Genomic DNA, 25,038 nt, shown 5'->3' with positions numbered 1-25,038 from the left:
CTATTTCCTAGGTCACTAAATTTTAACTTCATCTTTCTCTAAAGCTTTATCTATAGCCACCGAAATATTATTAATAGTATATCCTTGCTCAATCTGCACACCGTTAACAAAAAATGACGGGGTACCGATAAATTTTGGAGCTTTTGCTACAAAATTAGTATTAGCAAGCAATATCTCCGTAATTTTATCGTTACTTAAACATTGTTGATAGACTTCAGGAGAAATACCGCCTATTTGCCCGATATTTGTTAACAGGTCACGATATTTATTACTATATGCCCATTTATCTTGCTGCTCTAATATTACTTTATGAAATTGTAAAAAGCTATCTATATCACCTTTGCAACGAGCTAAAATTGCTGCATCCAAATCTTGTTTATTACTAATAAATTCCCGAATAACATAAGCTATTTTATTAGTATCAATATATTTTTTCTTAATTTCCGGAAAAGCTGCCGTGTGGTAATAAGCACAATGCGGGCAAGTAGGAGAAAAATATTCTACCATAACCACTTTTGATTCTTTATTTCCAAGAACGATATCGTTTTTGCCTACGTTAAAAGTTACGGAAGATTCTATCAAGGCAGCGCTAGAATTTGTTACCGTTTCATTTTTTTGCTTATCTTGCTCTTGCACCGCCGAATCTTGATTAATATTTTCTTCAGGCACAACCGTTTCCGCCCGGTTTTCTTCTAAGTTAGTTTGCACGGTTATAGACTCGGTGCCGGTAGGATTTTCTGTTTCTTCTAATAGGGCGTCGTTATTTTCTGTTACGACTTGCTCCGGTTTTTCCTCTTGATCTTTTACTTTGTCTTCAGAACAAGAGCTTAAAAACAATAAAAATATTATCGCAATAAAAATATTATACATGATATTTATTTTTTAATTAATATTAGTTTTAGTTAATGCAAATCGGTATTGTTAGGCGTTGTTGCAATGACGATTCTAGTATCCACGCAACAACGTCTTCTCACCTACACGGACTTAACATCCGAAATGTTTGACTAAATCAGACTATTTAACCTTACATTATTAATAAAACACAATAGGATTTTATTAATGTAATTACAATAATAAATAAACTTCTGTATAAAATTAATTTTTTCTTTGTTAGCACCGATATCTTGTAAATACCTTCGGAAGCCGCATTATAATAGTAAAACTTAGTTCTTTCTAACTATAGTAAAATGTGCTATACTAAGTTTTAGCCATTTACCTAGGATAGTCTAAATATTTTACGGAGGAATTAAAAATATGTCAACGCAATCTGAGTTTAAAATAGGACAAAGAATTGTATACCCGGCTCACGGAGTAGGAGAAATAATAAATATAGAATTTCATACTTTAGCCGGTACGGAAATTAAAGTTTACGTAATTTCTTTCCCGCAAGATAAAATGACGCTAAAAGTTCCTGTTAGCAGAGCGGTCGTTGTCGGTCTTAGAGCGGTTGCAAGCAAAAAAGATCTCGATGTAATATATTCCACCCTGCAAGGTAAAGCTAAACAAGGCAATAGAATGTGGAGTAGAAGAGCACAAGAATATGAAAGTAAAATTAACTCCGGAAATATTGTTGCTGTTGCCGAAGTATTGCGTGATCTCCACAAAAATGTCGATAATGATCGTTCTTACAGTGAAAGAACCCTTTACGAATCTGCATTAAATAGACTCGCCGGTGAGCTGGCTATTCTTGAAAATATAAACCCCGCCGAGGCAATTAATAAATTAGTAGAAGTATTGCGTGAGAAGCTGGTAGCGTAGAGGTAAAGCTACTCAAACGTCAGTACTGTTGCGTGGATCGATAAAAGCAGCAGTATGTCATTCCTGCTTTAGGTGCGGAATCCAGGCTTTCTAGCTTTGTCATGCTGAACTTGTTTCAGCATCCTTTTAGTAGATCCTGAAATAAATTCAGGATGACTTTTTTGTTTTTTCTGGATTCCCGCGCAGGGGCGTTGTTGCATGGCTCGAAAATTAATAAAAAACCCGTCATTGCGAAGCCACGAAGTGGCTGCGGCAATCCAGGCTATCCCGAATGTAATGAGGGATTTAATTAGAATACTAAACAAGTTTAGTATAAAAATATGTTTATACTTGATTGCCACGTCGGCATAAATGCCTCCTCGCAATGACGATTCTGGTAGCCATGCAACAACGCCCCGCGCAGGCGGGAATGACATAGGAAGTAACGAGAATAACATCTTCTTTGAGAAACTCCTAATCCATACAACAACTCCATTATGCTAAACCACGAAACATTACTAAATAACGAAGAAGAGTCTAAAAATTTTGCTAAAATTTTAGCTCAAAAATTAAGTGCAGGTAGCGTTGTGCTATTTACCGGTGATCTCGGTTCCGGCAAAACCTTTCTATGCAGGGAAATTATTAAATATTTTTGCGGTTCTAATACCGAAATTATTAGCCCGACTTTCAATATTCTCCAAACTTATCAAGCGACAAATTTTACGATCTATCACTTTGATCTTTACCGATTAAAATCACCGGCAGAAATTTATGAACTCGGTATAGAAGATGCCTTGCAGGGCAATTTATGCCTAATAGAATGGCCTGAAATAATTGAGCATTTACTCCCTAAATCCCTAGTTAGGATTAACCTACAAATAACTCAAGATAATAAACGCCGCTGTATAGTTAATCATTAGTCTATCCTAAATGTTCTACTTCATAAAATTCATAAAAAATTTCATCATCATTATTATTTAAAATTACGGCTTCATCTATCTTTTCTTGAATTGTATTAACATCTAACCAGGCCCATTGCTGACCGCCTTGGTATGGTAAGGGGTTATTTATATTTAAAGGGGCCGGCTGAGGATTTTCAGCAGCGTCCGAATCATCGACTCGCTCCCCAATGCCACCAACTTGCCGATCATCATCTTTACAAGGAAAATATTTTTCTATTATTGCGGGTGTTTCTAATTTTCTAAGGGTAATTTTTCCAGAATTCCAATCCTTAGGGGTTCTAAAGTCTTCATAGCTTGCTTTAACAAAGCTATTATCCGGTTCGCGGACTTTTATATCTAATTGCTTAGTGGTCAAAATTTGTAATTCTATATCATTTTGTTCTGTTTTATTATTTTTTTCAATCGCTGTTAAATCTTTTGCCTTCTGATAATGCTGTCTAGCGAATTGGGTTTGCCCTTTCTGAACTGCATGGGCTGCATGATAACCTTGGAATATTTTAAGGAGTATATTTATTTTATTGTTATTATTTTCTGTTAATTCTTCTAAGAGTAAAAAGCAATTCTCTACTCCCGTCTCATAATCAATGGCGTCATAATATTTTATTGCATCGACTAGTGCCTCTCCATTTTTTAATTTACATAATAAATTACCTAATGCTTTATATATTTTAAAAAACTCACAATTATCGTGGATAGAGTTGTAAAAACTTAATGCCGCCTCCTTTAAATATTTATTTTTTTGCTCTTGCTCTTCCGAATTAACCATCTTCTCTGCTTTTTCAACGTTTCTTAACCCTATATTATAATGGGCTTCACTTAAATTCTTTTTTATTCCCCCCTCATTTATATTTGTAAGCTTCTGATATTTTGCTATCCAATGCAAGGCTTCTTGATAATACTCTAAGGGATGATACGGCTTTAGCTTAATACATTTAATGGCCGGGATAAGCATTTTTTCTATAGTAAGCCTAATATCTTCTACTATTTTCTCAAATGGATTTACCGGCACTCTTTCGGCTAATTTTTCAAAAATTTTTAGAAAATCGGCTTGCTGCTCTAAAATGTGGATATAATTATCCATTTGATTTTTTTCATTACCAAAAAAACCTTTTATAACCTTTAAATATTGAATTAAAATATTCACTTCATCTTTATTATCCTTAGCAATACTTACCTCTCTAAGCTTTATTATTTCCTTTAACGCCGGAAAATAAGATTTTTCACCTACAGCCTCATTATTTCCATATAAAATAGGCATAGAAAAGCAATCTTTTAAAAGAGGCTCATATTTAGAAAATGCTGTTGTCTCCAATTTGTGATGTAAGTCAAGATGATATAAAGACTTATAAGGATTAGTTAAGTTTGCAAAGTTACTATTAAAAAAATTTAATATAATTTTGCCTATTATAAAAATATTATCATTTTCAGGAATTAGTCCTTGCGGTTTTGTGAAGTCTAGCCTAGGAAAATCTCCGGCAAGTTTTATATTTCTTAAATGTGTTAATTTTTGGTTAAGCTCTTCATCTTCGAGGTATTCTAGGGCTTTGTCTTTACAATCAAAAATATTCCAAGCTCTATTTTCCCAACTAGCAAAAATAGTTGTTAGTGATACATAAATATCTGTTACTGATTCGTTAAAATTCCTTATTTCTAATAAAGTTTTTACCCCTTCCTCTTTTATCCCTTTGTTATCTCCGAGATGTACTATTTTCATAGTTTTGTTAATATTAAATATATCTGCTAAAGTTATTATCTTCTTATCATTTAAATCGGTTCTTGTTAAATTTAGCTGTAAAACTGTTTTATTATTTCTCAGCCAGTTTGCTAACCTTAAAATATTATCACAATCAAAAGATATCCCACTAAGATCAAGCTTATAAATATTAAATAAAGAGAGAGGCAATATTTGGCAACTTTCTATCCCCTTACTCACCCACCTTATATCATCTATCCACTTTGCATTATCTTCAATCCATTCTAAAATAGCACTTACATTAACAAATAAAATATCATTTTTATTATGTATCGGATCAATAACTACTGCAACCTCAGGACGTTCATCGTGTAATATTTCAAATTCTTTAGGTTTCTCTTTATTTATAGCAGTAAAATATTCACTTAACGGTTCATCTAATATTTTCGTGAAATTAAATTCTAAGGGTTCTCCTTCACCCGGATGAGTAGAAAAATACTTCTCTAATATTGTTTTCAAAGGAGGAATAGTAGGTCGCTTTTGTGACGAGAAAAAATAACTAAACCCAAACATAACTATAGCCTTATAAATTGATTATTTATTTTGACCGACTAGCTCAAAAAATTAATCCCCAATAACGCCGGTTTAGGATAAGATTTTCAAAAAATCTTATCCTAATACTGATAGAAATAAGGATAAGTTCTTATCCTAAATTCGTGTCAATATTGCCTGAAAGCATGACCTGAAATAATTGAATATTTGTTGCCTAAACAGCTAGTTAGGATTAACTACGGCTGCCCTACTAGCTCCACATCATCGCCTTCCCTTATCTCTATTTCACCAACATAAAAAGGAGCAAGTGGATTACCGTTAACATCTAAATTATTGTTGACCGGCGGTGGATTTTCAGCAGCAACAGCATTTGCATTATCACCTCCTAACTGCGGATTTTCGACAACAGCATTTGCATTATCACCTCCTTGCTGCGGATTTTCAACAACAGCATTTGCATTATCACCTCCTTGCTGCGGATTTTCGACAACAGCATTTGCATTATCACCTCCTTGCTGCGGATTTTCGACAACAGCATTTGCATTATCACCTCCTTGCTGCGGATTTTCGACAACAGCATTTGCATTATCACCTCCTTGCTGCGGATTTTCGACAACAGCATTTGCATTATCACCTCCTAACTGCGGATTTTCGACAACAGCATTTGCATTATCACCTCCTTGCTGCGGATTTTCGACAACAGCATTTGCATTATCACCTCCTTGCTGCGGATTTTCGACAACAGCATTTGCATTATCACCTCCTTGCTGCCGATTTTCGACAACAGCATTTGCATTATCACCTCCTAGCTGCCGATTTTCGACAACAGCATTTGCATTATCACCTCCTAGCTGCCGATTTTCAACAACAGCATTTGCATTATTACCTCCTAACTGCGGATTTTCGACAGCAGCTAAAGGGGCCGGCGGATTGCCATTGCCGGCTAAATTATTGTTGCCAGGCGGAGGGTTTTCAGCAGCATCGTTATAAGGAAAATATTCTTTTATTATATTATCGATTATTTGTAAGTCTGTTTTAAGTAATTCTTTATTAATTTTTGAAGGATCCCAATCCTTGGCTGTTTTTATTTTTTCATAGCTTGCTTTAATAAATCTATTATCTTGTTTGCCTGCTTCTATATCTACTTGATGACTGTTATGCTTTTTGAATCTTATATCACTTAGTTTTCCCTCATCACTTTCCTCAGCCGCTAATTCTGTTGCTATCTGATAATCCTTTCTACCGGGTTGGGTTTCACCCTTCTCAACTTCATAGTCACCTTGACGTATTTTAAGGTCTATTATTTTAAGGGCTATTTTTTTACATTCAGCAGCAAGTCTTTCTATTTCATCTCCACTAGCTATTATGCCTTTATTATTAAAGGAATGTGCTAAAATATTACAATGCTTTTCTAATGATGCTTTTAAATTGTTAAGGTTATTTTGGAATAATCCTTCTAAGAGTGAAAAGGCCTCCTTTACTCCTGTATCATTATTAATAAGCTTATAATATTTTATCGCATAGTTTAGTGCATCTTCATTTTTTAATTTACACAATAAATCACATAATGCTTTGTATGCTTTATCACGCTCAGGATAATAGTTGATAGAGAGCCCAAACTTTAATCCTGCCTCACTCCAATATTTATTTATCCGGTCTATATTTAGATTTTTATCCCTAATTATATCCTCTAAACTTAATCCCATCTGATTTAAAGCTTGTTCTGTCCTCTCTATAACTTCCTTCTGCTTAATCACATTCACTAAACTTAATCCCTTTTCATTTAAGTCTCTTTCTATTCCTTCTATATTTTCTTTATCCATAATCATCTTATCCATCATCTCTATATTTCCTAACCTTAATTCTATTAGACTTCCATAATGTTTTTCCATTAATTCCATTAATTTCTTCTTCTCAATCAGCTCTTCCAAACTTAATTTCATCATCTGATTTAAAGATTGTTCTAGCTCCTGTATATTTTTTTTATCCCTAACCACATTCTCTAAGCCTAAGCCTAATCCTACCTGACTTAAATCTTTTTCTACCTGTTCTATAATTTCCTTCCGCTTACTAGCCTCGTCTGCATCTTTAACGTATATTAATCCTATTTTATAGTGGATTTTACTTTCCTTCTTGACTATTTTCCCACGCGCGTCATTTGTAAGCGCGTCATTTGTAAGCTCCCGATATTTTGCTATCCAATGCAAGGCTTCCTGATAATACTCTACGGGGTGATGCGGCTTTAGCTTAATACATTTAATGGCCGGAATAAGCATTTCCTCTATAGTCTCACGAATCTCGATAGTTATATCAGTATCTCTGCCCCCAGATATTTTCTTAAATAAATTTGTCGAGTTTATTATGTCGATGTCGCCCAACTTTCCATTGCCTAACTTTTCAAAAAATATTAAAAAATTGGCTTGCTGCTCTAAAATGTGAATATAGTTATTCATTTGATTTTTAAATTCTAATATTTCTGCATCACTTTTTTCATGAATTTTTTCTTTTCCGAAAAAATCTCTTATAATTGTTAAGTATAGAATTAAAATATTCACACTGTTTATAAATCCATTATTTATACCAGCTACTTCTCTGAGCTGTATTATTTCCTTTAACGCCGGAAAATAAGATTTATCCCCCACATCTTCATGATTTTCATGTAAAATAGGCTTAGGAGGCAAGCATGAAGTTAAAAGAGGCGAATATATAGAAAATGCCGTTTCCTCTAATGGGTGATGTAAATTAAGTGAATATGAAGATTTATAAGGATCAGTTAAGTTTGCAAAGTTACTATTAAAAAAATTTAATATAATTTTGCCTATTATAAAAATATTATTACATGTTTGCTGATGTAATTGTTTTACTAATTCTAATGATCCGGGGATAATTGTTAGATATGAATCACCTTCTTTAGTTGCAACAAAATCTAATTTTAAATTCTTCGTATTTACTAAGTTGGAGATTGGGTTGTTATTATCAGTCGGCTTACGAAAAATATTCACGGATTTTTTTAAAAATGTTCCTATATCTTTATGATATTCTTTTTCATTGTTTCTTATATACCTGTCAAGGATAGTTTGTATATGTTTCTCTTCTCTTTTTTCATCCGCATGAGTTACCGTTAACGATACGCTATTTTCTAATTTTTTAATATTCTCCCGCCAAATATTTTCATTTTCATCTTTAAAAATCTCGGCAAACTGCTTAATTAAAGTAGTAATAATAATATCATTCCTATTAGGTGAATCATCAATAGTAAGTAAAAACTTACATAACTTTAATTGCGGCTTAATTGCATTATTAAATGTTTGCCAAATATAATACTGAGCAGTAATTATATGCTCGATACTTTTTACTCCGGTATCTCCGATCCCCGGACACTCAATAATTATATCTCCCCCCGTAAATTTAGTTGGAGTTTTAATGGGACCAAAATTATCCTCCCTTGCTTGGAGATCAACTATTTTAAAAGCCCCGGCAGATTCATCATTCAATATTACTAATTGTTTTCCTGTTAGAAAGCTAGCAAAGATACTTTTACCGGCACGTTCTCCTCCAAAAAGCATCGAAAACTTTTCATAATTTCCTTTTATTTCATTACCTCCACGGATCATTGAATTTAATATTGTTTTAACCGGGCTATTTTCCGGCTCTTGTGAATTTAATATTTCTAATTTGTCTGAAAGTTCTTTATCTCCCATATATTCTATCCGCTCTTTTTCAACGGCTGCTTTAAAAATATTGACTCCTGTTGGTCCCCCACCAATAAAAATCCCTTCTACTGATTTGTTAAATTCTCTTATTTTTAATAAAGTTTTTATCCCTTCTTCTGTTAGGTGGCCGTTATCTCTAAGCTCAACCGTTTTTATTGTTTTATTAGTCCTAAATATTTCCGCTAAAGTTATTGCTTTCTTATTATCTAAACCGATGCTTGTTAACCTCAAATCTATAATTGTGGTATTATTTCTAAGCCAGTTTGCTAACTTTAAAATATGATCATCATTAAAAAAAGTATTAGCAATACTTAGGACATTAATATTAAGTAAAGGATAAATAGAAGGTAATACTTCTCCATCCTCTAACCACTTTATGTCATCACGCCACTTTACGTTTTTTTCAATCCATTCTAGGATAATTTTTGCATCTATAGCTGTTGCGTGATCGTGAGCCCATTTTAGGATAATTTCCGACCGTTCTTTTTGATTTATTGCTTTTTCAATATCAGGCTTAGGAAATGGGGTCTTAGGGGAATAAACAAAACGCATTGGATCCTTATCATCTTCACGACATAATTCTTTATTAAGACTCTTAGTTTCTAATATGTGTCTCAAACTAAATGCTGATAGTTCTTTTTTTAATTTCAATAATTCTTTTTCATCTAATTCTGATAGTGCATTTAATTCCGATAATTCTTTTTCATCTAATTTTACTCGCTCTTTTAATTCTGATAAATTTTTTTTATTTAATTCTAATATTTTTTTTCTATTTATCTTCTCGGAATAATATTCCGTTAATATGGTTGATAGCTTGTTCAAAGAACCGGGAATAGAATAATACTTCCTTAATATCTTTGTCAAAGCAGAAGAATCCAAATCAGTAGAACGATTTTGCGGTGGGGAACTGCTACCAAAAAGACTAGTAGAGAGGTTAATAATAATACTATTTAACAAACTATTGCTGCTGTCGTTATTATTATTGTTGCTGTTGCTGTTGCTGTTGCTGTTATTGTTATTGTTAGGTAACATAACTAATCTATGCCTTATAAATTGATTATTTATTTATTTTGATCAATCAAAATATAAAAGCATTTTTGTCTTATAAGTTGAATAAATAACTAGTTAGGCATCTGATAAAAATTTAACGAACTGTAAATTTGCAACAAAGTTGAGAAGGAAAGGTGATGATTTTAAGGTAGGTTGTCATTCCGTGGCTACGACGGCTGATAAAAGTAGCAGTATGTCATTCTAGCTAAAAGCGGGAATCCAGAAAAAACAAAAAAGTCATCCTGAATTTATTTAAGGCTTTATTTTCCGGATGCCGGGATCAAGCCCCGGATCGACGTATAAATTACCCCCACAAGTAGAGTTTTGGATAGAACTCTACTCAAACGGCTTCACTATGACCATAGTGACGGCTACAACCATACAAACTGTGGGAATCTCGTTAACAAGACGATAAAATTTTTCGGAATGGGTGTTTTTGCCGGTTGCAAAATCTTTACGCCATCTGGCAAGTAACCCATGAAAAATAACTAAAATTACAACTGCTAGCATTTTAACATGAAACCAAACACCTAACGCAACTATTCCGTAAATATAAGCATTTATGATACCGAAAATAAAGGTGCTGATCATGGTCGGATTCATGATAATCCGCATTAACTTTAATTCCATCACTTGCAGCATTTTATCGGCTTCCCCGCCGATTTTTACCTTAGTATGATAAACATACATACGTGGTAAATATAACAACCCTAGCATCCAGCATATCGCGGATATTAGATGAATTGCTTTAAACCATAGATAATAATTTGCCATTTTTCCTATTTAAATCTTTTATAATTATCGGTAAAAGAAGAATATCGGCAAGACTGAAACGGTCATTGCGAGGAGGCAATGGTGTTGTTGCATGGATGGTTAAAAACGCCCTCGGTGTCATTCCCGCGCAGGCGGGAATCCAGAGAAATACTTAAAATAAGTAAAATTATATAATAAATTACTATTTAATTTGCTCATATTAACTTTTTAACTTTCTGGATTCCCGCCTACGCGGGAATGACGCCCTTTTCATGGCAATTTTCGATCCATGCAACAACGCCCCCTCGCAATGACCGTTTCCTTCTTTCTTGCTCTTTCTTCTAATATTATTTCTTACACAAACACATTGTAAATTTGGGGGGACATATTCTTTTACCTTCAGCACTTACTATTAAATTATTACCTTTTTCATCAGCTTTAATATTAATTAATCCTAATACTATTTTTGCTAAGCCATTAATAAAAATTTTATTTACTCTAAGTGTCGGTATGCGAGTATAAGCGATTCCGTATTTATCTGCAATTAATTTATATTCTATATCAAGCTCTACTAAAGTTTCAACATGTTCGGAGACGAAAGCAATAGGCACTATTATTAAATTTTTTTTTACCGTTCCGGCTATCTCTATTTCATCTTCGGTATTGGGTTTTAACCACTCTACCGGTCCTACTTTGCTTTGATAAGTTACTTTATAATCCAAATTATCGATATTTAACTCCTTTACTACCAACCTTACGGTTTCCTCTATTTGCCATTGATAAGGATCGCCTGCCGTTATTATTTTTTCCGGCAAGCCATGTGCCGAAAATATTATACGACAATTATCTTTATCTGCTAAATATTTTTTGATTAATGAAACATGCGCTTTTATGAAATCTGCTTGCCTTGGGTAACAACAAATCGTTTTTATCGGAATATTGCCGTTGAAATTATTTATAAAATCTTTAACCGACGAGCCGGTAGTAGTAGCTGAAAATTGTGGATATAACGGTAATAAAATTATCTCTGACGGCGCATATTTTTCTATTTGCTTAATTACTTCCGTTGATGTCGGTGAAAAATAACGCATAGCTATAAAAATACTAAAATCTTCTTTTATAGTTTTTTGCAGTTCCTTAGTTAAGGCTAATTTCTGCGCTTCCGTTTCAGCTAGTAAAGGCGACTTATTACCGATTAACGAATAGATTTTTTGAGATTTTTTATTTCTCGTGATAGAAATTATTTTAGCGATGACAAAACGCCAAGGGTTCGGCAGGTTAATAATTGCCTTATCGTAAAATAAATTAAATAAAAACGGTTTTACCGATTTTAAACTATCCGGTCCGCCTAAATTGAAAAGAATAATAGCTATTTTTTTTGACATTTATTTACCCGACAAGGTCATTCCCGCATAGATACGGCGTTGTTGCATGGCTCAAATTTTTGATGTCATTCCCCGCGCGGCATTGTTGCGTAGATGGTTAAAATCGCTTAAAATTGTCATACCGTGGCTTGACCCACTACTGTACGAACGTTGAAAAAAGGCTGTGTCATGCCGTGACTTGATCACGGCATCCAGGAAAATAAAGCCATATTAGACTTATTTTAGAATCTTTTTATGATATTATAAGCTGGATTCCGTGGTCGTAGCCACGGAATGACAGAATTTTTACCTCTTTATTTAAACGTTCGTACAGTAGTGGGCTTGACCACGGTATCCAGAAAAAATTAAAAAGCCTAACTGGATGCCGTGGTCAAGCCACGGCATGACAGCGCGGTACTTTTAAAAAATACCCGAAATATAGCAATTTTTGATCCACGCAACAATGCCTTCCCGCGCAGGCGGGAATCCAGAAAATATTTAAGCGAATTATATAGTAAATTTTTATATAATTGTTTATTTTAAGTATTTTTTCTAGATTCCCGCCTTGAGCTAGGAATGACATCGAGAACGTTTTAACTATCCACGCGGGCATTGCCTCCTCGCAATTGTAAGTCTAAAATATGATATAACAAATAAGAGGTCAATATAAAGAAAAAGATTTATAATGACTTTAAGATTAGAAATTCACCCTAACTTTTAAGCTACCTTGTTGGGCAAGATATTTATTTGCAATGTTAGCATTGTAATTAATACCATACTCCATCATTTTATATTTAGCAGTCACACCGCCCCCAACATTAAAGCTAATTTTAGCCTGGTTAATTTTACTGTTCGGGAACGGATTTGTCATGCCGGGTAACCTTGCATCAACGAGCTGTGATTTATCTTTAAAATGACGATGAACAAAACTATATAATTCCGGAGTTAGGATCATATGACCGGTATTGATGTTTTTAGAAGCTCTAAAACCAACTATTCCTTCAACTAAGTCGGAAGTTGCTCCTTTAACCGTTAAATTTTGGAACGAAGTACCTGTCTCAAGATAGCTAGCATCTCTAAATTTAGAATATCTAATACCTATTATCGGTTTTAAGTTTACTGCTTGGGAAGACAAATAATCATATCCTGCCAAAATCTGTCCGGTATAAGAATGCGATCTATGTTTGCCGATCGCCGTTTGATAACTCATTACTCCGCCCGCCAATATCATCGGACGTTGCGAATAATTTTTAACTAAACTATTACTATATAAGGCAATACCGCTAAAGAATAAATTACTATTCGGTAAATCATATAATCCGTATAAAGAGTAAATATCGCTCTTAACTCTACTTTCATCACCGAGCTTATCGTTTTTATGCTTCATTATCGTATAAACTCTAGTATAAGATGTACCGAGTAACAAATCGTCGGTTACAAAACCATCAAACCCTAGGGTAGCACCTCTTGATTTTGCTTTATAATCATTCACGTCGCCTTTTATTTTCTGCTCGCTATTACCGATAAAAGGACTCACCCATACGCCAAGCTTTGTTTCCGTTTCATCACCTGCCGCTTCTGCTACAAAATTATTCATTCTCGTATTTAGGGTAGCGTTCACTATATTATTTACTTTTGTATGTATACGAACAACAGTCGATGGATTGATCTTATTTTGGATCAGAGGTTTTATTATTTCCGGTGTCTTATCTTTATCAACACGACCTAATTGATTTACAACTCCACCGACCGCAGGACTATATTGATGTTTTTCTACTACATCTTTATCATTATTACCACCGCTAAGTAATGCTTCTATAACTTCTTTCACTATCGGATCGGAAGTTTCTTTCGCCTCTTTCTTTAATACTTCTTTAGAGATATCAGCAGCCGATACAGTCAGTGATGACTCATCTATCGACCATTTAACAAAACGATTTTGTTCACCGCTGACGGTAATATTAATTTTATCGGCAGGCAGCACTAGCCCGTGATCGTCTTCTGAAGATATTAGCGTATGTTTAATATTTTTATCTATTTCGTTAATATCTATATCAGGAGCAGTAAAATTAATTTGTAAATCCGTTACTTGCGATAAGTCTATTTTACTGCCGGCTGTAATTAATATGTTACCGCCGTCTTTCTTTACTACATCATAATTTGCTAAAATAGTTAACTGATCTGAAAAATTAGCCTGCCCTGTATAGGTTATTTGCGAAATGCCTAAACTAATCGTGGCACCGCTACCGGTTAAACTACTATTAAAAGCAAGGCCATTAGTAACCTTTATAATAGCATCGTCAGCTATTACATTCATTGCGGTTATATTACCGACAAATTCTGTCGTCGAGCCTTTTGATAATGTAATATTACCGTTACTATTAATGGCACTATCAAAACTTGTCACACCGTTTGTTGTAATGTCGCCGACTGGATTTACCTCTGTCCCGACAACATCGCTGACACTACCGCCATTGATAAAGTTTAATTTTAAAGGCTCGCCGCCGGTTGAGTTAATAGCGCCGATTAGAATAAATTTTTCCGGTAAGGTTAACATCTTGGTACCGGTTCCCTGAATCTCGTTGATTATATAATCCTCGCCTTCTTGGAGCGATACGTTTCCTTTACCGACCTTTAACATTTTAAGACGTTCGATCTCGCCTTTAATCTTGCCGTCGCCTAAAAACTCTATAGTACCATTAGCACCCCCAAAAACATCACCGGTAATGTTTTTACCGTCAGCTAAAGTTATAGTTGCATCGCGGTTTTGGAAATTTACATTACCGTTGATATTACCCTGCTGTCTTACCTCTGTATTTCCTCCGAAAGATATGGTAGCAAAAATATCAGGATCTATATCAATGCTTCCTGCACCTGTAAAAATTAATTTTTTTAATTTGTGTTCCTCGGTACCAAGGGTAATATTAATATTGTTGTCGGCACTAGCAATAGTTAATGTCTTACCGGCTTCTACGGAATTTATTACAACTTGACCAAAATTATTATATCCCGTATCAAGAGTATTAGCGAGCGTTATAATTCTATCATCGGCAGCTGAATTTCGTAACATAAATGCTGCATCTTCATGCATAAAATTGATAGTATTACCATCTGTTAAAATACCAAAATCACCGTTTTTTGCATCAAGCGCGTAGATAGCATGACCCTTCGGAGATTTAGTCAGAGGAAATGCCGCCCCGATATTTATTTGCGGAATCTTAGCGGATGTTGCTCCTTGATCAACAAATTTGGCTTTACCTATAATATTAAGCTGCCGGGTGCCGCTTATGTCTATTAAGTCAGTTACAATAACATTATTAACAACAGTTAGTTCTGCTAATTTATTACCGTTGACCTCTCCAATCTTTCTATTTTCACCGGGAGTATCACTATTAATAGTTAAAAATGTGTTATTATTATCGCCTATAAAAACTAATTTACCGCCGCCGTTAGCAAAAGCCGGTAAATCAGCAGCTAAGTTTATAGTTGCATTATTTTTACTTCTAAATATTAATCTAGAATTCACTCCTACAAAATTAATTTCGTTGCCACCCTTCAGTAAAGTAATATCTTCACGATCGGCATTTATTATAAATGTTTTAGCTTCTTGAATATCAATTGTTTTGATATCACCGATAGTTACATCATTTGCCGTAAGTTTGTAAGTATTAACTTTAAGCATACCGTTACCCCCGTTTTCTACCTTAGCACTAAAAACATAGCCTTTTTTATTTTGTCCGTTAAATTCTAATATACCGCCTTGAACATTACCGTTAGAAAATATAACGTTTTCTGCCGTTAAATCACCGCCTATTTGCACGGTACCGGCGGCAATACCATTAGCAGGAACAAAATTCAAATTTTTCGTGGCAACATCTCCCTGCAATTCGACTATTTTTGTATCGCCACCTTGAATGTTAATATTTTTTAATGTCTCACCTTGACCTGTATTTCCTTGAACTACTCCGCTGCCTAGAAAGTTAATTTCACCTACTACTTCCTTATTATAGTTTGTTATATTACCCTTTATTAATATATCATCAGCGACATAAAGCTTAGCATCAAAGCCGTCGAAGCATATATTACCGGTCAATTTTGTTCCTTGACGGTCAAGGGATAAACTAGAATTATTAGCAAGAAAAACAACTGACCCAGCTTTAATTACTTGACCTTGCAAAGTAGTTATACCTTCCCCCATACTTATCGCTTGCAGTGAATTTGTGACTCCTATATTTCCGACTATTCGACTATTTGCTCCCGTTATAATTAATTGCCCCTTACCCTCTTGTGTACTAATATTATCTATATCACCGGTTACCACTGCTACGCCTCTATTGCTAATATTAAAAACTGACTCAGCAGTTAGGTTAATCTTACTAGCTTTAATTTCTGCACCCTTAAATATAGCTGTAGTTGCGTTAATATTTATTGCATTTAAGGAATATTGATTACCTAGTTCATTGTCTAGTTTATTGCCGATGCTATTAGTAAATTCTGCGCTATTAGTAAATTCTGCCGGTGTATTAATAATTAATGTACCACCACCGTTTATAGTACCGTATAATGTTATATTTTCTTTATTATCCACAAGAGAATCTATAATTAACTTCGATTGATCTCCTAAAGTTATACTGCCCAGAGCAGCATAGCTATTAGGCATTGCTTTAGCATCGGAGAAAAATTTTAAATTATCGTCTGTGCCGGTACCGGTTAAAGTTAAAGCTTGTGCATCATTAATTATGACTTGAAGCTTTTTGTCTCCTCCTGCTGTATTAACCACGGAGCCTAACTTAATATATCCTTCCACATTAAGAGTAGCTTTTTGATCGTGTAAATCAAGCGCACGTATATTTGATTGATTACCGGTATAAATCTCAGCCTTTATATTGTTTAATTGTAATGTGGAACCGTCAACGAATTTTCCATCTTTGCTAATTACACCTTTACCTGTTAAACCTTTACCCGTTTCAAGGCTTATCGTCCTGTGGTCCGATCTTGGCCTCACATCCTCTTTCGTTCCATTTTCTTTAGCCTTCCTAGCAGCAGCCTGTGCCGGCGCTCCCCCTGCCGCTGCAAATGCTCCGCTATTCATTAGTAAAGTAAGGCTAGAAGCTGTTACTAAGCCTGTTTTAAATATTTTATTAAGAATTTTCCGAGAGTTGTTCATGAGATTACACCTTAAATCAATTTATTAAGAATTTTTTATATTTTATTAAAATTACGTTAAGATGCAGTAATATATAGCGATGATTTTGTTATGTCTATATAAATTATTGAGAAAAATAAACCTTTGGAGGTTAATAAAAATATCTGTTGCTTTTATATAACTATTAAATTTTATTAATATACTATATTATTATGTTGTTGTTTGAAGAAATGAAGAATTAAGAGGAGGCAATATCTGCGTGGATCCATGGGTGTCAACTTAAGGGATCGTCATTGCGAGGCAACATAGGCATTGTTGCATGGATCAAATTTTTGCAAAGTGTTTCGGTGTCATGCCGTGGCTTGACCCACTACTGTACGAACGCTGAAAAAAGGCTGTGTCATGCCGTGACTTGATCACGGCATCCAGGAAAATAAAGCCATATTAGACTTATTTTAGAATCTTTTTATGATATTATAAGCTGGACTGAAGTGGTCGTAGCCACGGAATGACAGAATTTTTACCTCTTTATTTAAACGTTCGTACAGTAGTGGGGAGGGGCCTCGGTATGACACCGTACTTATAATAACCATAATACGGTAAATTATTAGCCATGCAACAAGGCTCCGCCTTTAGCTAGAATGACATCAGAGAGGTCTACTAAAAACTCCTTTCTTAAACTAAAGCTTTTATTCCGAGACGAGTTTTAGAATATTATTTCGAGCTTTTATAGACCATTATCCGTAAACTATGTATTGCTTTGAAACCTAAGTAAATTGCAATGCGCTCTAATATTATTTCTTGCTGAAAAGCAATTTCCGGATGGACTGCAGAATTCTCTATTTGTACATGAAGTATATTTGTTTTCTGTCCTTTATGCATGCCTGAGGTTATTTTTAAAGGACGCGCTTTAGCATTAACTGCGCTGCCGACAATTTTGTGCCAATTAATCACAATTTCGGCAAGTAGCGGATGTTGCTTATTTAAAACTCGTCTAAGAATTAAATCTAGATTATCTTTAATAGGTTTCATTTTAACAACTTAACTAAAGTTAGTAACATTACCGCCAAAGCAAGCATAATAGATATAATAGGGTAATATAAAGAAGTCACGGACAATATCATTAAGAATATATTACAAATAGCAACGCTGCTTACTACTTGCTTATGGGTTTTACCGTTTTGTACCGCTTTTTGAAAAAAATGTTTTAAATGAGGTTGCCAAATTTTTTCTTTATTAATAAGCCTAATTAAGATAGTGAGACCTCCGTCGGCAATATAATATAATACCGCAATAAAACAAGCGATAAACAAATGGATGCCGGAAGAGCTAAGTAAAAGCAAACAAAGACCTGTTAAAAAGCCAAGACTAATACTGCCGATATCCCCTAAAAACACCTTAGCCGGATGCCAATTAAATATCAAAAAACCGGAACAGCAGCCGAGTATAATAGTGCTTAAAGTAACTATAAAATATAGATTTGCGATTGCATAAGATTGTAAATAGCATAACAGTAACATCGTAATTGATAGATGAATTGACTGCATGCAACTAATACCGTCTATGCCGTCCATAAAATTATAAATATTTGTGAAACCGCTTAAAGCAATAACCGCTAAGGTAAAAATTATATATAAAGATAGGTCGTAATCAAGCGACACTACCGGCAATAAAAAAAAGAAAACAGCAAAAGCAGAGCAAATTAAATGAACTATTAACCGAATAAAGGCGGATATCGGTTTTAAATCATCCCAAAATGACACTGCCGCAATAACAAATAACAGTGGGATAAGTTTTATTGAAGTAATAAGCGCATCGGTAGTTAAATATTCAAACAGACTAAAAGCTATAGTTACGACAATTACGATAGCAAGCCCTCCCCCGCGCGGCGTTACTTTATCGTGTGAGCGGCGGTTGCTTGGCACGTCCACCACTCCCAAAGAAGAAAGATAGCGAATCAATAACCTAGTCAGTAAACTCGTCGCTACCATCGAACAAATAAATAATAACATATAGCTATTTATATAAGTCATAATAACATATTAGATTTGAAGCTAAAATAATCATTATTAGCTATAATAACGTGATCGTGTACCGATATATTTACGGTATGGCAAGTTTCTACTATTTTACGGGTCGTATCAATATCGGCCTTTGAAGGCTGCGGGCTACCGCTTGGATGATTATGAACTAATATAATCGCGCTCGCTTCGTTAAATAACGCTCGTTTTATTATTTCCCGCGGATATATTGCTGCCTGGTCAATGGTACCTTGGCTTAAAACTTCATCGGCAATTAAAATATTTTTTTTATTCAAGAATAATACGCGGAACTGCTCTAGCGGTATACTACTCATTGTAACTTTCAAATAATCAACTAAAGCTCCCCATGACCCGATAATATTTTTATTCGTTATTCTCTGTTTTAATATCCTATTTATTAACTCACGCATTACCGCAAAATTAACGTATAAATTTTCATTTGTACCGCTTATACTGAGTAATTTATCTTTATCAAGACTAATTAAATTAGTAAGATTTTTAAATTTTTCCAACAATTTTTTTGCTAAAGGTTTTACGTCTTTGCGAGGGATAGCAGAAAATAATATCAGTTCTAGTAACTCATAATCAGAAAACCCCGATGCTCCGCCGGCATTAATAAGACGTTGTTTTACCCGCTTTCGATGCCCTATATAATGAGGTCCTATATAATCACCTTGACACCCCTCCGCTTCGTTAAGGCTATTAACTCCTTCAATATCATTTTCGTATGTTAAATCCCAAACATTAAAATTATTTAAATATAAGTTACTTTTCATATAGCATTTTTAATTAAGTATAGATTTTTGTTGCTTGAACATCCAACTGTCATTGCGAGGAGGCAATGCCCGCATGGATGGTTAAAATCGCTTAAAACTTGTCATGCCATGGCTTGACCCACTACTGTACGAACGTTGAAAAAAGGCTGTGTCATGCCGTGACTTGATCACGGCATCCAGGAAAATAAAGCCATATTAGACTTATTTTAGAATCTTTTTATGATATTATAAGCTGGACTGAAGTGGTCGTAGCCACGGAATGACAGAATTTTTACCTCTTTATTTAAACGTTCGTACAGTAGTGGGCTTGACCACGGTATCCAGAAAAACCTTAATAAAAAGACTGGATGCCGTGGTCAAGCCGTCGTTGTTGCGTGGCTCGAATTTTCGATGTCATTCCCGCGCAGGCGGGAACCCAGTCTTTTTCTTGTCATGCTGAACTTGTTTCAGCATCTATAGAAGATCCTGAAATAAATTCAGGATGACTTATATAGTATTTTTTCTGGATTCCCGCCTGCACGGGAATGACATCGACCGTGCTTTAATTATCCATGCAACAACGCCTCCTTAGCTCAGACGATTTTTTTATCACTTTTCATATTTCACCTAACATAAGGAGGGTGGCGGAGGTTTTTAGGTGATAGGGTAAATATTTCAAAACCGTCTTTAGTAACTCCCATACTATGTTCAAATTGCGCCGATAAAGATTTATCGCGAGTGGTAACCGTCCAGCCGTCAAGCTTGCTTAAATGCGTAGCATAATGACCGGCATTAACCATCGGCTCAATAGTAAAAAACATACCTTCTTTAAGTACTGCCCCCGTGCCTTTAGTTCCGTAATTTAATACAGACGGTTCAGCATGAAAAACTTGACCGATACCGTGTCCCGTATAATCTCTTACCACCGAATAATTATGCTTCTCGGCGTAAGTTTGGATAGCATGCCCTATATCACCGAAGCGCACACCGGGCTTAACTATTTCAATCCCTTTCATCATGGCATCATAGGCAACCTGGATAAGCCGCTTCGGTTTAATCGCCACTTCACCGACATAATACATACGACTAGTATCGCCATACCATCCGTCAACGATTACGGTTACATCAATGTTAATTATATCACCGTTCCTTAGCGGTTTATCGTTTGGAATACCGTGGCACACTATATGATTTATCGACGTGCAAATCGATTTTGGAAACCCTTTATAATTTAAAGGCGCCGGAATAGCATTACTCGCAATAATAAAATCATGACAAAGATTATTCAAGGAGTTTGTAGTAACTCCGGGATTTACATAATCGGTAATAAAATCTAAAGTTTCAGCTGCCAACTTCCCCGCTGCTCGCATCTTGTGGAAATCTTCGGTTGAATGAATTTTTATACTCATAAATAACTATCAATTGTTTTTTAAAGAATTGACTACAGCATAACAGCTTTCCATACCGGTGTAAATTCTAAGTTATCAGGCGTTGTTGCATGGATCGAATTTTTGATGTCATTCTAGCTAAAGGCGGGAATCTAGAGAATATTTAAGCGAGTTATATAGTAAATTTTTATATAATTTTGCTTATTTTAAGTGTTTTTTCTGGATTCCCGCCTTTAGCTAGGAATGACATACAGCTAAATTCAGAAAGATTTAGACAATGTGAATTTAAAGGTGAGCCTGCGCTAGCCGTTAATAATACGTGAGCACAGGCGAATCCAGAAAAATTCGCTTGTATCAAGCTTTCTGAATGACGCTGTACAGCACTTTTTTTGAGCCATGCAACAACGCCATCAAGCGATCGAGATGACGCTGTAGACATGGAAGGAAAATTATTAAACTGCAAGGCACTTTAAGCGATATTTTAACCATTTTCGTTATAAAAAAAGTCGGGTTTTTAAGCCCGACCTTCTTTAAAAAGATAAATTAGATGTTGTAACTTTTATTGATGTACAACAGTTACAGCTCTACGATTATAAGCATAAGCTTCTTCATTATTTCCTATCATAGCCGGTCTATCTTTACCGTAAGATATGATGCTTATTCTGTCCTGCCCAACACCTTTCTGTGTTAAGAATTTTTGTGCAGCGGCTGCTCTTCTTTCGCCAAGACCTAGATTGTATTCTCTAGTACCTCTTTCATCGCAATGTCCTTCAACTGTAGCTTTTACATGAGGATGTCTAGATAACCAGCAAGCTTGTTTTTCTAGTTCTTCTTTACTTTTTTCGGATAAAGCGGAACTATCGTAAGCAAACCATACTGCATTACCGGCACTTTTTTCAAAATCTTTCATTAAAGAAGTTTCTTCGCCTTGATTCATCATACCGTCAGTTTGTGCAGTTCTTTTTGAAGTATTACAGCCTGCAAGAAGAAATAAAGCAAGAAAAGCTAGTGTAATTTTTTTTGTTGTCATAATTAAGCTCCTTTAAGTTTTAAATATTATTATTGTGTATTAATTATTTAGTCGGTTATCTCAAAATTGATAAGTACAACCCGGCTAAGCTATGTAAGTTAGTATATATTATTATTTTACCAGTTAAAAGACTAAAATATAACTATATGTCGTTAGTGCCGCTTTAATGTGGTAAAAATATCATTTTAATAAAACTTGCTAATTAACTCTTTAATTAAATTCTTTATTTTCTCTACCGCACTAGGTAACTTGCTTATCTCGCTGCCGCCGGCTTGGGCAACGGTGGGTTGCCCGCCACCGCCGTTACCGCCTAAAAATAAGGAAAGTTCTTTTGCTATATTACCGGCATTAAGCTTATTGCTGATATTTTTACTGACTGCAACGGTAATAGATAATTTTGTGTTACAATTTGCAATATATATAACTACCAAATCTTCTATTTTGCTTGCCAATTGTTCGGCGGCTTGACGTAATATTTTATTATCTAAATTTTCAACAATTTTATAGATTAGCTTTATACCCGATATCTCCGTAGCTTCCTTGACAATTTGCTCTATACTTAAATCAAGGGCCGCAACTTGCATTTTCGATAATTCTTTTTCTAATTCTTTACTGCGATTAAGAACGTTATTTATTTTATTAACCAGTTCATCTTTATTAGTTCGCAAAATATTTTCCACTGACTTTAGTATAAAATCGTTGTCCCTCATTAATTTTAAGACAAACTCTCCGCAAACTGCTTCTATTCTTCGGACTCCTGCCGCTATAGCGCTTTCACTAACAATTTTAAAACAACCTATATCGCCGGTTTGCTTGACATGCGTACCGCCGCATAACTCTAGCGAGTAATCATCCTTCATTGACACTACTCGTACTTCTTGATCATATTTTTCGCCGAATAAAGCCATCGCGCCTAGTTTAATTGCCTCATCGGTAGACATTAAAGCAGTATTTACTTTATGGTTATCCCTAATAATTTGATTTACTTTATCTTCAATTAAATTAATCTCTTCGCCGCTAATAGCTTTTGAATGACTAATATCAAAACGTAAATGATCGGGTGCGACTAATGAACCTTTTTGCGTTACGTGTTTGCCCAGTATTTCATGTAATACCGCATGTAATATATGGGTAGCGGAATGATGAATTTTTAAGTTTTGCCGATATTTAATATCAATACTAAAACTAGCAGTATCTCCTTTTTTGATTATGCCTTCCTTTAAAAGACATTCATGGACGATAATAGAACCCAAATATTTTAAAGTATTAATTACTTGAATCTTACTGTTTTGTGAAGTAATAAATCCTATGTCGCCTATTTGACCGCCGGACTCGCCGTAAAAAGGTGTTTGATTGCTAACTAATAAAAATCGCTCACCTACTTCCTTAATATCATCTACTAACGAGTTATTTTTTATTAAAGCAATTACGATGCCCTCAGCCTCATTAAGTGTGTAACCAAGGAATTCGGTACTACCGAATTCCGCTTTTATCTCAAACCAAAGCTGTTCGGTTTTAGATTCACCGGAACCCAGCCATGATTGCCGCGCGCGCGCTTTTTGCTGTTGCATATTTTGGTCAAAGCCTGCATGATCAACCGAAATTTGCCTATTTTTTAAGATATCTTCCGTTAAATCAAGCGGGAAGCCGTAAGTATCATATAATTTAAATGCTACTTCTCCCGATAATTTACTACCGCCGACAAATGTTTTTGTTTCTTCGTCAAGTAATTTTAAACCGCGTTCTAAAGTAGCTTTAAATCTAATTTCCTCTTGTTTTAAAATACCGCCGGTAAAATCTTCTGCCCTTTTTAGCTCAGGATAAGCATCACCCATTAGGTCCACTAATTTCGGTAATAACTTATATATTAACGGCTCTTTGCTACCGAGTATATGCGCATGCCTCATAGATCTGCGCATAATGCGCCGCAAAACGTAGCCCCTTCCTTCGTTTGAAGGCATTATTCCGTCGGCAATTAAAAAAGCTGCTGCTCGCAAGTGATCGGCAATTACTCGGTACGAAAACTTAGCTTCACCTTCGACCTTAACTTTTACTATGTTTTCGGTGAAGTTTATTATTTCTTTAAATAAATCTATATCGTAATTATTATTTACATTTTGCATTACGGCGGTGACGCGTTCAAGCCCCATGCCGGTATCGATCGATTGTTGCGGTAGCGGAACTCTAGTATCTTTATCTATCTGCTCATATTGCATAAATACCATATTCCAGATTTCGATAAAACGATCTCCGTCTTCATCTTTAGTGCCGGGCAAGCCGCCTTTTACGTGTTCACCGTGATCATAAAAAATCTCCGAACACGGACCGCACGGACCTAGATCACCCATTGACCAAAAATTATCGTTTGTTTTAATCCTAATGATTCGATCATCGCTTAGATTAGCTATTTTCTGCCAATATAAAGCCGCCTCGTCGTCGGTATGGAAAACCGTTACATATAATTTTTCTTTAGGCAATTCAAATTCTTTAGTTAGTAGATTCCAAGCATAATATATGGCTTGTTCTTTAAAATAATCGCCGAAAGAAAAGTTACCTAGCATTTCAAAAAATGTATGATGCCTTGCAGTATAGCCGACATTTTCAAGGTCGTTATGTTTGCCGCCGGCTCTAAGTGATTTCTGACTAGTCACGGCTGTTTTATAAGCTCTTTTTTCTTGTCCGGTAAACACGTTTTTAAACTGCACCATACCGGAATTAACAAACATAAGACTCGGATCGTTATAAGGAATCAATGAACTAGCCGGTACATGAACATGATTATTTAAAGCAAAGTAACTTATAAATTTACTTCTAACTTCTTCGGTGGTAAATTTAGTCATAATAAGATATTAT

Annotated in this window: 24 protein-coding genes; 7 read left to right on the top strand and 17 right to left on the bottom strand. The window is 35.0% G+C overall.

Going from position 1 to position 25,038, the window contains the following annotated elements; genetic code table 11:
- Positions 1-15: 15 nt before the first annotated feature.
- Complete coding sequence (locus AAGD64_RS00670) at positions 16-870, bottom strand: DsbA family protein (RefSeq protein WP_253308173.1); 855 nt, start codon at positions 868-870, stop codon at positions 16-18.
- A gap of 384 nt (positions 871-1,254) precedes the next feature.
- Here AAGD64_RS00670 and AAGD64_RS00665 point away from each other — a divergent pair, with 384 nt between their 5' ends.
- The gene (locus AAGD64_RS00665) at positions 1,255-1,758 is read left to right on the top strand and encodes a CarD family transcriptional regulator (RefSeq protein WP_253308174.1); all 504 of its coding nucleotides are present in this window, start codon (positions 1,255-1,257) and stop codon (positions 1,756-1,758) included.
- A 68-nt stretch (positions 1,759-1,826) separates the two neighbouring features.
- Here AAGD64_RS00665 and AAGD64_RS00660 read toward each other — a convergent pair whose 3' ends face one another.
- Positions 1,827-1,958: a hypothetical protein gene (locus AAGD64_RS00660; protein WP_341793494.1), complete on the bottom strand. Its 132-nt coding sequence runs from the start codon at positions 1,956-1,958 to the stop codon at positions 1,827-1,829.
- Here AAGD64_RS00660 and AAGD64_RS00655 point away from each other — a divergent pair.
- From AAGD64_RS00655 to tsaE, 3 genes are read left to right on the top strand one after another with little or no spacing between them, the layout of a single operon-like run.
- Positions 1,957-2,109 (top strand): hypothetical protein, encoded by a 153-nt coding sequence (locus AAGD64_RS00655; RefSeq protein WP_341793493.1) that lies wholly within the window; start codon positions 1,957-1,959, stop codon positions 2,107-2,109. The two genes, AAGD64_RS00660 and AAGD64_RS00655, sit on opposite strands and share 2 nt — an antisense overlap.
- Positions 2,110-2,241, top strand: a complete 132-nt coding sequence (locus AAGD64_RS00650) for a hypothetical protein (RefSeq protein ID WP_341793492.1) — start codon at positions 2,110-2,112, stop codon at positions 2,239-2,241. It abuts the gene before it with no gap.
- Positions 2,235-2,657, top strand: coding sequence for a tRNA (adenosine(37)-N6)-threonylcarbamoyltransferase complex ATPase subunit type 1 TsaE (tsaE, locus tag AAGD64_RS00645; RefSeq protein WP_253308175.1), 423 nt, complete (start codon positions 2,235-2,237; stop codon positions 2,655-2,657). The genes AAGD64_RS00650 and tsaE overlap by 7 nt, the downstream gene beginning before the upstream one ends.
- A 1-nt stretch (position 2,658) precedes the next feature.
- Here tsaE and AAGD64_RS00640 read toward each other — a convergent pair whose 3' ends face one another.
- The 3 genes from AAGD64_RS00640 to hemJ form a co-directional block, all read right to left on the bottom strand.
- Positions 2,659-4,965 carry a hypothetical protein gene (locus AAGD64_RS00640; protein WP_341793491.1) on the bottom strand — a complete coding sequence of 769 codons (2,307 nt, stop codon included), beginning with the start codon at positions 4,963-4,965 and terminating at the stop codon, positions 2,659-2,661.
- Between the two features lie 215 nt (positions 4,966-5,180).
- Positions 5,181-9,689 carry a hypothetical protein gene (locus AAGD64_RS00635; protein WP_341793490.1) on the bottom strand — a complete coding sequence of 1,503 codons (4,509 nt, stop codon included), beginning with the start codon at positions 9,687-9,689 and terminating at the stop codon, positions 5,181-5,183.
- A gap of 354 nt (positions 9,690-10,043) precedes the next feature.
- Entirely contained in the window at positions 10,044-10,481 is a 438-nt protein-coding gene (hemJ, locus tag AAGD64_RS00630; RefSeq protein ID WP_341793489.1) for a protoporphyrinogen oxidase HemJ, read from the bottom strand.
- Here hemJ and AAGD64_RS00625 point away from each other — a divergent pair.
- Positions 10,475-10,636: a hypothetical protein gene (locus AAGD64_RS00625; protein ID WP_341793488.1), complete on the top strand. Its 162-nt coding sequence runs from the start codon at positions 10,475-10,477 to the stop codon at positions 10,634-10,636. The two genes, hemJ and AAGD64_RS00625, sit on opposite strands and share 7 nt — an antisense overlap.
- A 44-nt stretch (positions 10,637-10,680) precedes the next feature.
- Here the strand turns inward: AAGD64_RS00625 and AAGD64_RS00620 are convergent, their stop codons facing one another.
- The 3 genes from AAGD64_RS00620 to AAGD64_RS00610 are packed head-to-tail and all read right to left on the bottom strand — an operon-like array spanning position 10,681 to position 12,031.
- Positions 10,681-10,866: a hypothetical protein gene (locus AAGD64_RS00620; RefSeq protein ID WP_341793487.1), complete on the bottom strand. Its 186-nt coding sequence runs from the start codon at positions 10,864-10,866 to the stop codon at positions 10,681-10,683.
- Positions 10,808-11,845 carry a ferrochelatase gene (hemH, locus tag AAGD64_RS00615; protein ID WP_341793486.1) on the bottom strand — a complete coding sequence of 346 codons (1,038 nt, stop codon included), beginning with the start codon at positions 11,843-11,845 and terminating at the stop codon, positions 10,808-10,810. The genes AAGD64_RS00620 and hemH overlap by 59 nt, the downstream gene beginning before the upstream one ends.
- A 51-nt stretch (positions 11,846-11,896) precedes the next feature.
- The gene (locus AAGD64_RS00610; protein ID WP_341793485.1) at positions 11,897-12,031 is read right to left on the bottom strand and encodes a hypothetical protein; all 135 of its coding nucleotides are present in this window, start codon (positions 12,029-12,031) and stop codon (positions 11,897-11,899) included.
- A gap of 180 nt (positions 12,032-12,211) precedes the next feature.
- On the opposite strand from AAGD64_RS00610, the gene AAGD64_RS00605 reads away from it, so the two are divergent.
- On the top strand, positions 12,212-12,367 hold the full coding sequence (locus tag AAGD64_RS00605; RefSeq protein ID WP_341793484.1) for a hypothetical protein: 156 nt from the start codon (positions 12,212-12,214) through the stop codon (positions 12,365-12,367).
- A 154-nt stretch (positions 12,368-12,521) separates the two neighbouring features.
- Here the strand turns inward: AAGD64_RS00605 and AAGD64_RS00600 are convergent, their stop codons facing one another.
- The 5 genes from AAGD64_RS00600 to radC all read right to left on the bottom strand — a co-directional run bounded on the left by AAGD64_RS00600 (position 12,522) and on the right by radC (position 19,788).
- Positions 12,522-16,991 carry an autotransporter outer membrane beta-barrel domain-containing protein gene (locus AAGD64_RS00600; RefSeq protein ID WP_341793483.1) on the bottom strand — a complete coding sequence of 1,490 codons (4,470 nt, stop codon included), beginning with the start codon at positions 16,989-16,991 and terminating at the stop codon, positions 12,522-12,524.
- Positions 16,992-17,425: 434 nt separating this feature from the next.
- Positions 17,426-17,563, bottom strand: coding sequence for a hypothetical protein (locus AAGD64_RS00595; protein WP_341793482.1), 138 nt, complete (start codon positions 17,561-17,563; stop codon positions 17,426-17,428).
- Between the two features lie 121 nt (positions 17,564-17,684).
- A complete protein-coding gene (locus tag AAGD64_RS00590; RefSeq protein WP_341793481.1) occupies positions 17,685-18,002 on the bottom strand; it encodes a DUF721 domain-containing protein in 318 nt (105 codons plus the stop codon).
- Complete coding sequence (locus AAGD64_RS00585) at positions 17,999-19,003, bottom strand: glycosyltransferase family 4 protein (RefSeq protein ID WP_341793480.1); 1,005 nt, start codon at positions 19,001-19,003, stop codon at positions 17,999-18,001. Before AAGD64_RS00585 ends, AAGD64_RS00590 begins: the two co-directional genes overlap by 4 nt.
- Positions 19,000-19,788, bottom strand: a complete 789-nt coding sequence (gene radC / locus AAGD64_RS00580) for a RadC family protein (RefSeq protein WP_253308183.1) — start codon at positions 19,786-19,788, stop codon at positions 19,000-19,002. The genes AAGD64_RS00585 and radC overlap by 4 nt, the downstream gene beginning before the upstream one ends.
- Before the next feature lie 259 nt (positions 19,789-20,047).
- Here radC and AAGD64_RS00575 point away from each other — a divergent pair, with 259 nt between their 5' ends.
- The gene (locus AAGD64_RS00575) at positions 20,048-20,227 is read left to right on the top strand and encodes a hypothetical protein (protein WP_341793479.1); all 180 of its coding nucleotides are present in this window, start codon (positions 20,048-20,050) and stop codon (positions 20,225-20,227) included.
- 163 nt (positions 20,228-20,390) lie between these two features.
- Here the strand turns inward: AAGD64_RS00575 and map are convergent, their stop codons facing one another.
- The 4 genes from map to alaS all read right to left on the bottom strand — a co-directional run bounded on the left by map (position 20,391) and on the right by alaS (position 25,025).
- A complete protein-coding gene (map, locus tag AAGD64_RS00570) occupies positions 20,391-21,176 on the bottom strand; it encodes a type I methionyl aminopeptidase (RefSeq protein ID WP_253308184.1) in 786 nt (261 codons plus the stop codon).
- 166 nt (positions 21,177-21,342) lie between these two features.
- Positions 21,343-21,618, bottom strand: a complete 276-nt coding sequence (locus AAGD64_RS10545) for a hypothetical protein (protein WP_410526076.1) — start codon at positions 21,616-21,618, stop codon at positions 21,343-21,345.
- Positions 21,619-21,714: 96 nt separating this feature from the next.
- Entirely contained in the window at positions 21,715-22,185 is a 471-nt protein-coding gene (gene pal, locus AAGD64_RS00560; RefSeq protein ID WP_341793478.1) for a peptidoglycan-associated lipoprotein Pal, read from the bottom strand.
- Between the two features lie 185 nt (positions 22,186-22,370).
- The gene (gene alaS / locus AAGD64_RS00555) at positions 22,371-25,025 is read right to left on the bottom strand and encodes an alanine--tRNA ligase (protein ID WP_341793477.1); all 2,655 of its coding nucleotides are present in this window, start codon (positions 25,023-25,025) and stop codon (positions 22,371-22,373) included.
- Positions 25,026-25,038: the final 13 nt, after the last annotated feature.

Source organism: Rickettsia endosymbiont of Ceutorhynchus obstrictus, assembly GCF_964026565.1.
In the GTDB taxonomy this organism is placed as follows: Bacteria; Pseudomonadota; Alphaproteobacteria; order Rickettsiales; family Rickettsiaceae; genus Rickettsia.
This window is presented reverse-complemented; position numbering and strand designations above follow the sequence as displayed.

Excerpts from the sequence above, each read along its gene's own strand:
- tsaE (WP_253308175.1), top strand. The coding sequence starts at position 2,235 with ATGCTAAACCACGAAACATTACTAAATAACGAAGAAGAGTCTAAAAAT.
- AAGD64_RS00635 (WP_341793490.1), bottom strand. The coding sequence starts at position 9,689 with ATGTTACCTAACAATAACAATAACAGCAACAGCAACAGCAACAGCAAC.
- AAGD64_RS00660 (WP_341793494.1), bottom strand. The coding sequence starts at position 1,958 with ATGCAACAACGCCCCTGCGCGGGAATCCAGAAAAAACAAAAAAGTCAT.
- AAGD64_RS00590 (WP_341793481.1), bottom strand. The coding sequence starts at position 18,002 with ATGAAACCTATTAAAGATAATCTAGATTTAATTCTTAGACGAGTTTTA.
- pal (WP_341793478.1), bottom strand. The coding sequence starts at position 22,185 with ATGACAACAAAAAAAATTACACTAGCTTTTCTTGCTTTATTTCTTCTT.
- AAGD64_RS00600 (WP_341793483.1), bottom strand. The coding sequence starts at position 16,991 with ATGAACAACTCTCGGAAAATTCTTAATAAAATATTTAAAACAGGCTTA.
- AAGD64_RS00585 (WP_341793480.1), bottom strand. The coding sequence starts at position 19,003 with ATGACTTATATAAATAGCTATATGTTATTATTTATTTGTTCGATGGTA.
- AAGD64_RS00655 (WP_341793493.1), top strand. The coding sequence starts at position 1,957 with ATGGCTCGAAAATTAATAAAAAACCCGTCATTGCGAAGCCACGAAGTG.
- map (WP_253308184.1), bottom strand. The coding sequence starts at position 21,176 with ATGAGTATAAAAATTCATTCAACCGAAGATTTCCACAAGATGCGAGCA.
- AAGD64_RS00640 (WP_341793491.1), bottom strand. The coding sequence starts at position 4,965 with ATGTTTGGGTTTAGTTATTTTTTCTCGTCACAAAAGCGACCTACTATT.
- AAGD64_RS00665 (WP_253308174.1), top strand. The coding sequence starts at position 1,255 with ATGTCAACGCAATCTGAGTTTAAAATAGGACAAAGAATTGTATACCCG.
- alaS (WP_341793477.1), bottom strand. The coding sequence starts at position 25,025 with ATGACTAAATTTACCACCGAAGAAGTTAGAAGTAAATTTATAAGTTAC.
- AAGD64_RS00575 (WP_341793479.1), top strand. The coding sequence starts at position 20,048 with ATGACAGAATTTTTACCTCTTTATTTAAACGTTCGTACAGTAGTGGGC.
- radC (WP_253308183.1), bottom strand. The coding sequence starts at position 19,788 with ATGAAAAGTAACTTATATTTAAATAATTTTAATGTTTGGGATTTAACA.
- hemJ (WP_341793489.1), bottom strand. The coding sequence starts at position 10,481 with ATGGCAAATTATTATCTATGGTTTAAAGCAATTCATCTAATATCCGCG.
- hemH (WP_341793486.1), bottom strand. The coding sequence starts at position 11,845 with ATGTCAAAAAAAATAGCTATTATTCTTTTCAATTTAGGCGGACCGGAT.
- AAGD64_RS00595 (WP_341793482.1), bottom strand. The coding sequence starts at position 17,563 with ATGGTTATTATAAGTACGGTGTCATACCGAGGCCCCTCCCCACTACTG.
- AAGD64_RS00650 (WP_341793492.1), top strand. The coding sequence starts at position 2,110 with ATGCCTCCTCGCAATGACGATTCTGGTAGCCATGCAACAACGCCCCGC.
- AAGD64_RS00670 (WP_253308173.1), bottom strand. The coding sequence starts at position 870 with ATGTATAATATTTTTATTGCGATAATATTTTTATTGTTTTTAAGCTCT.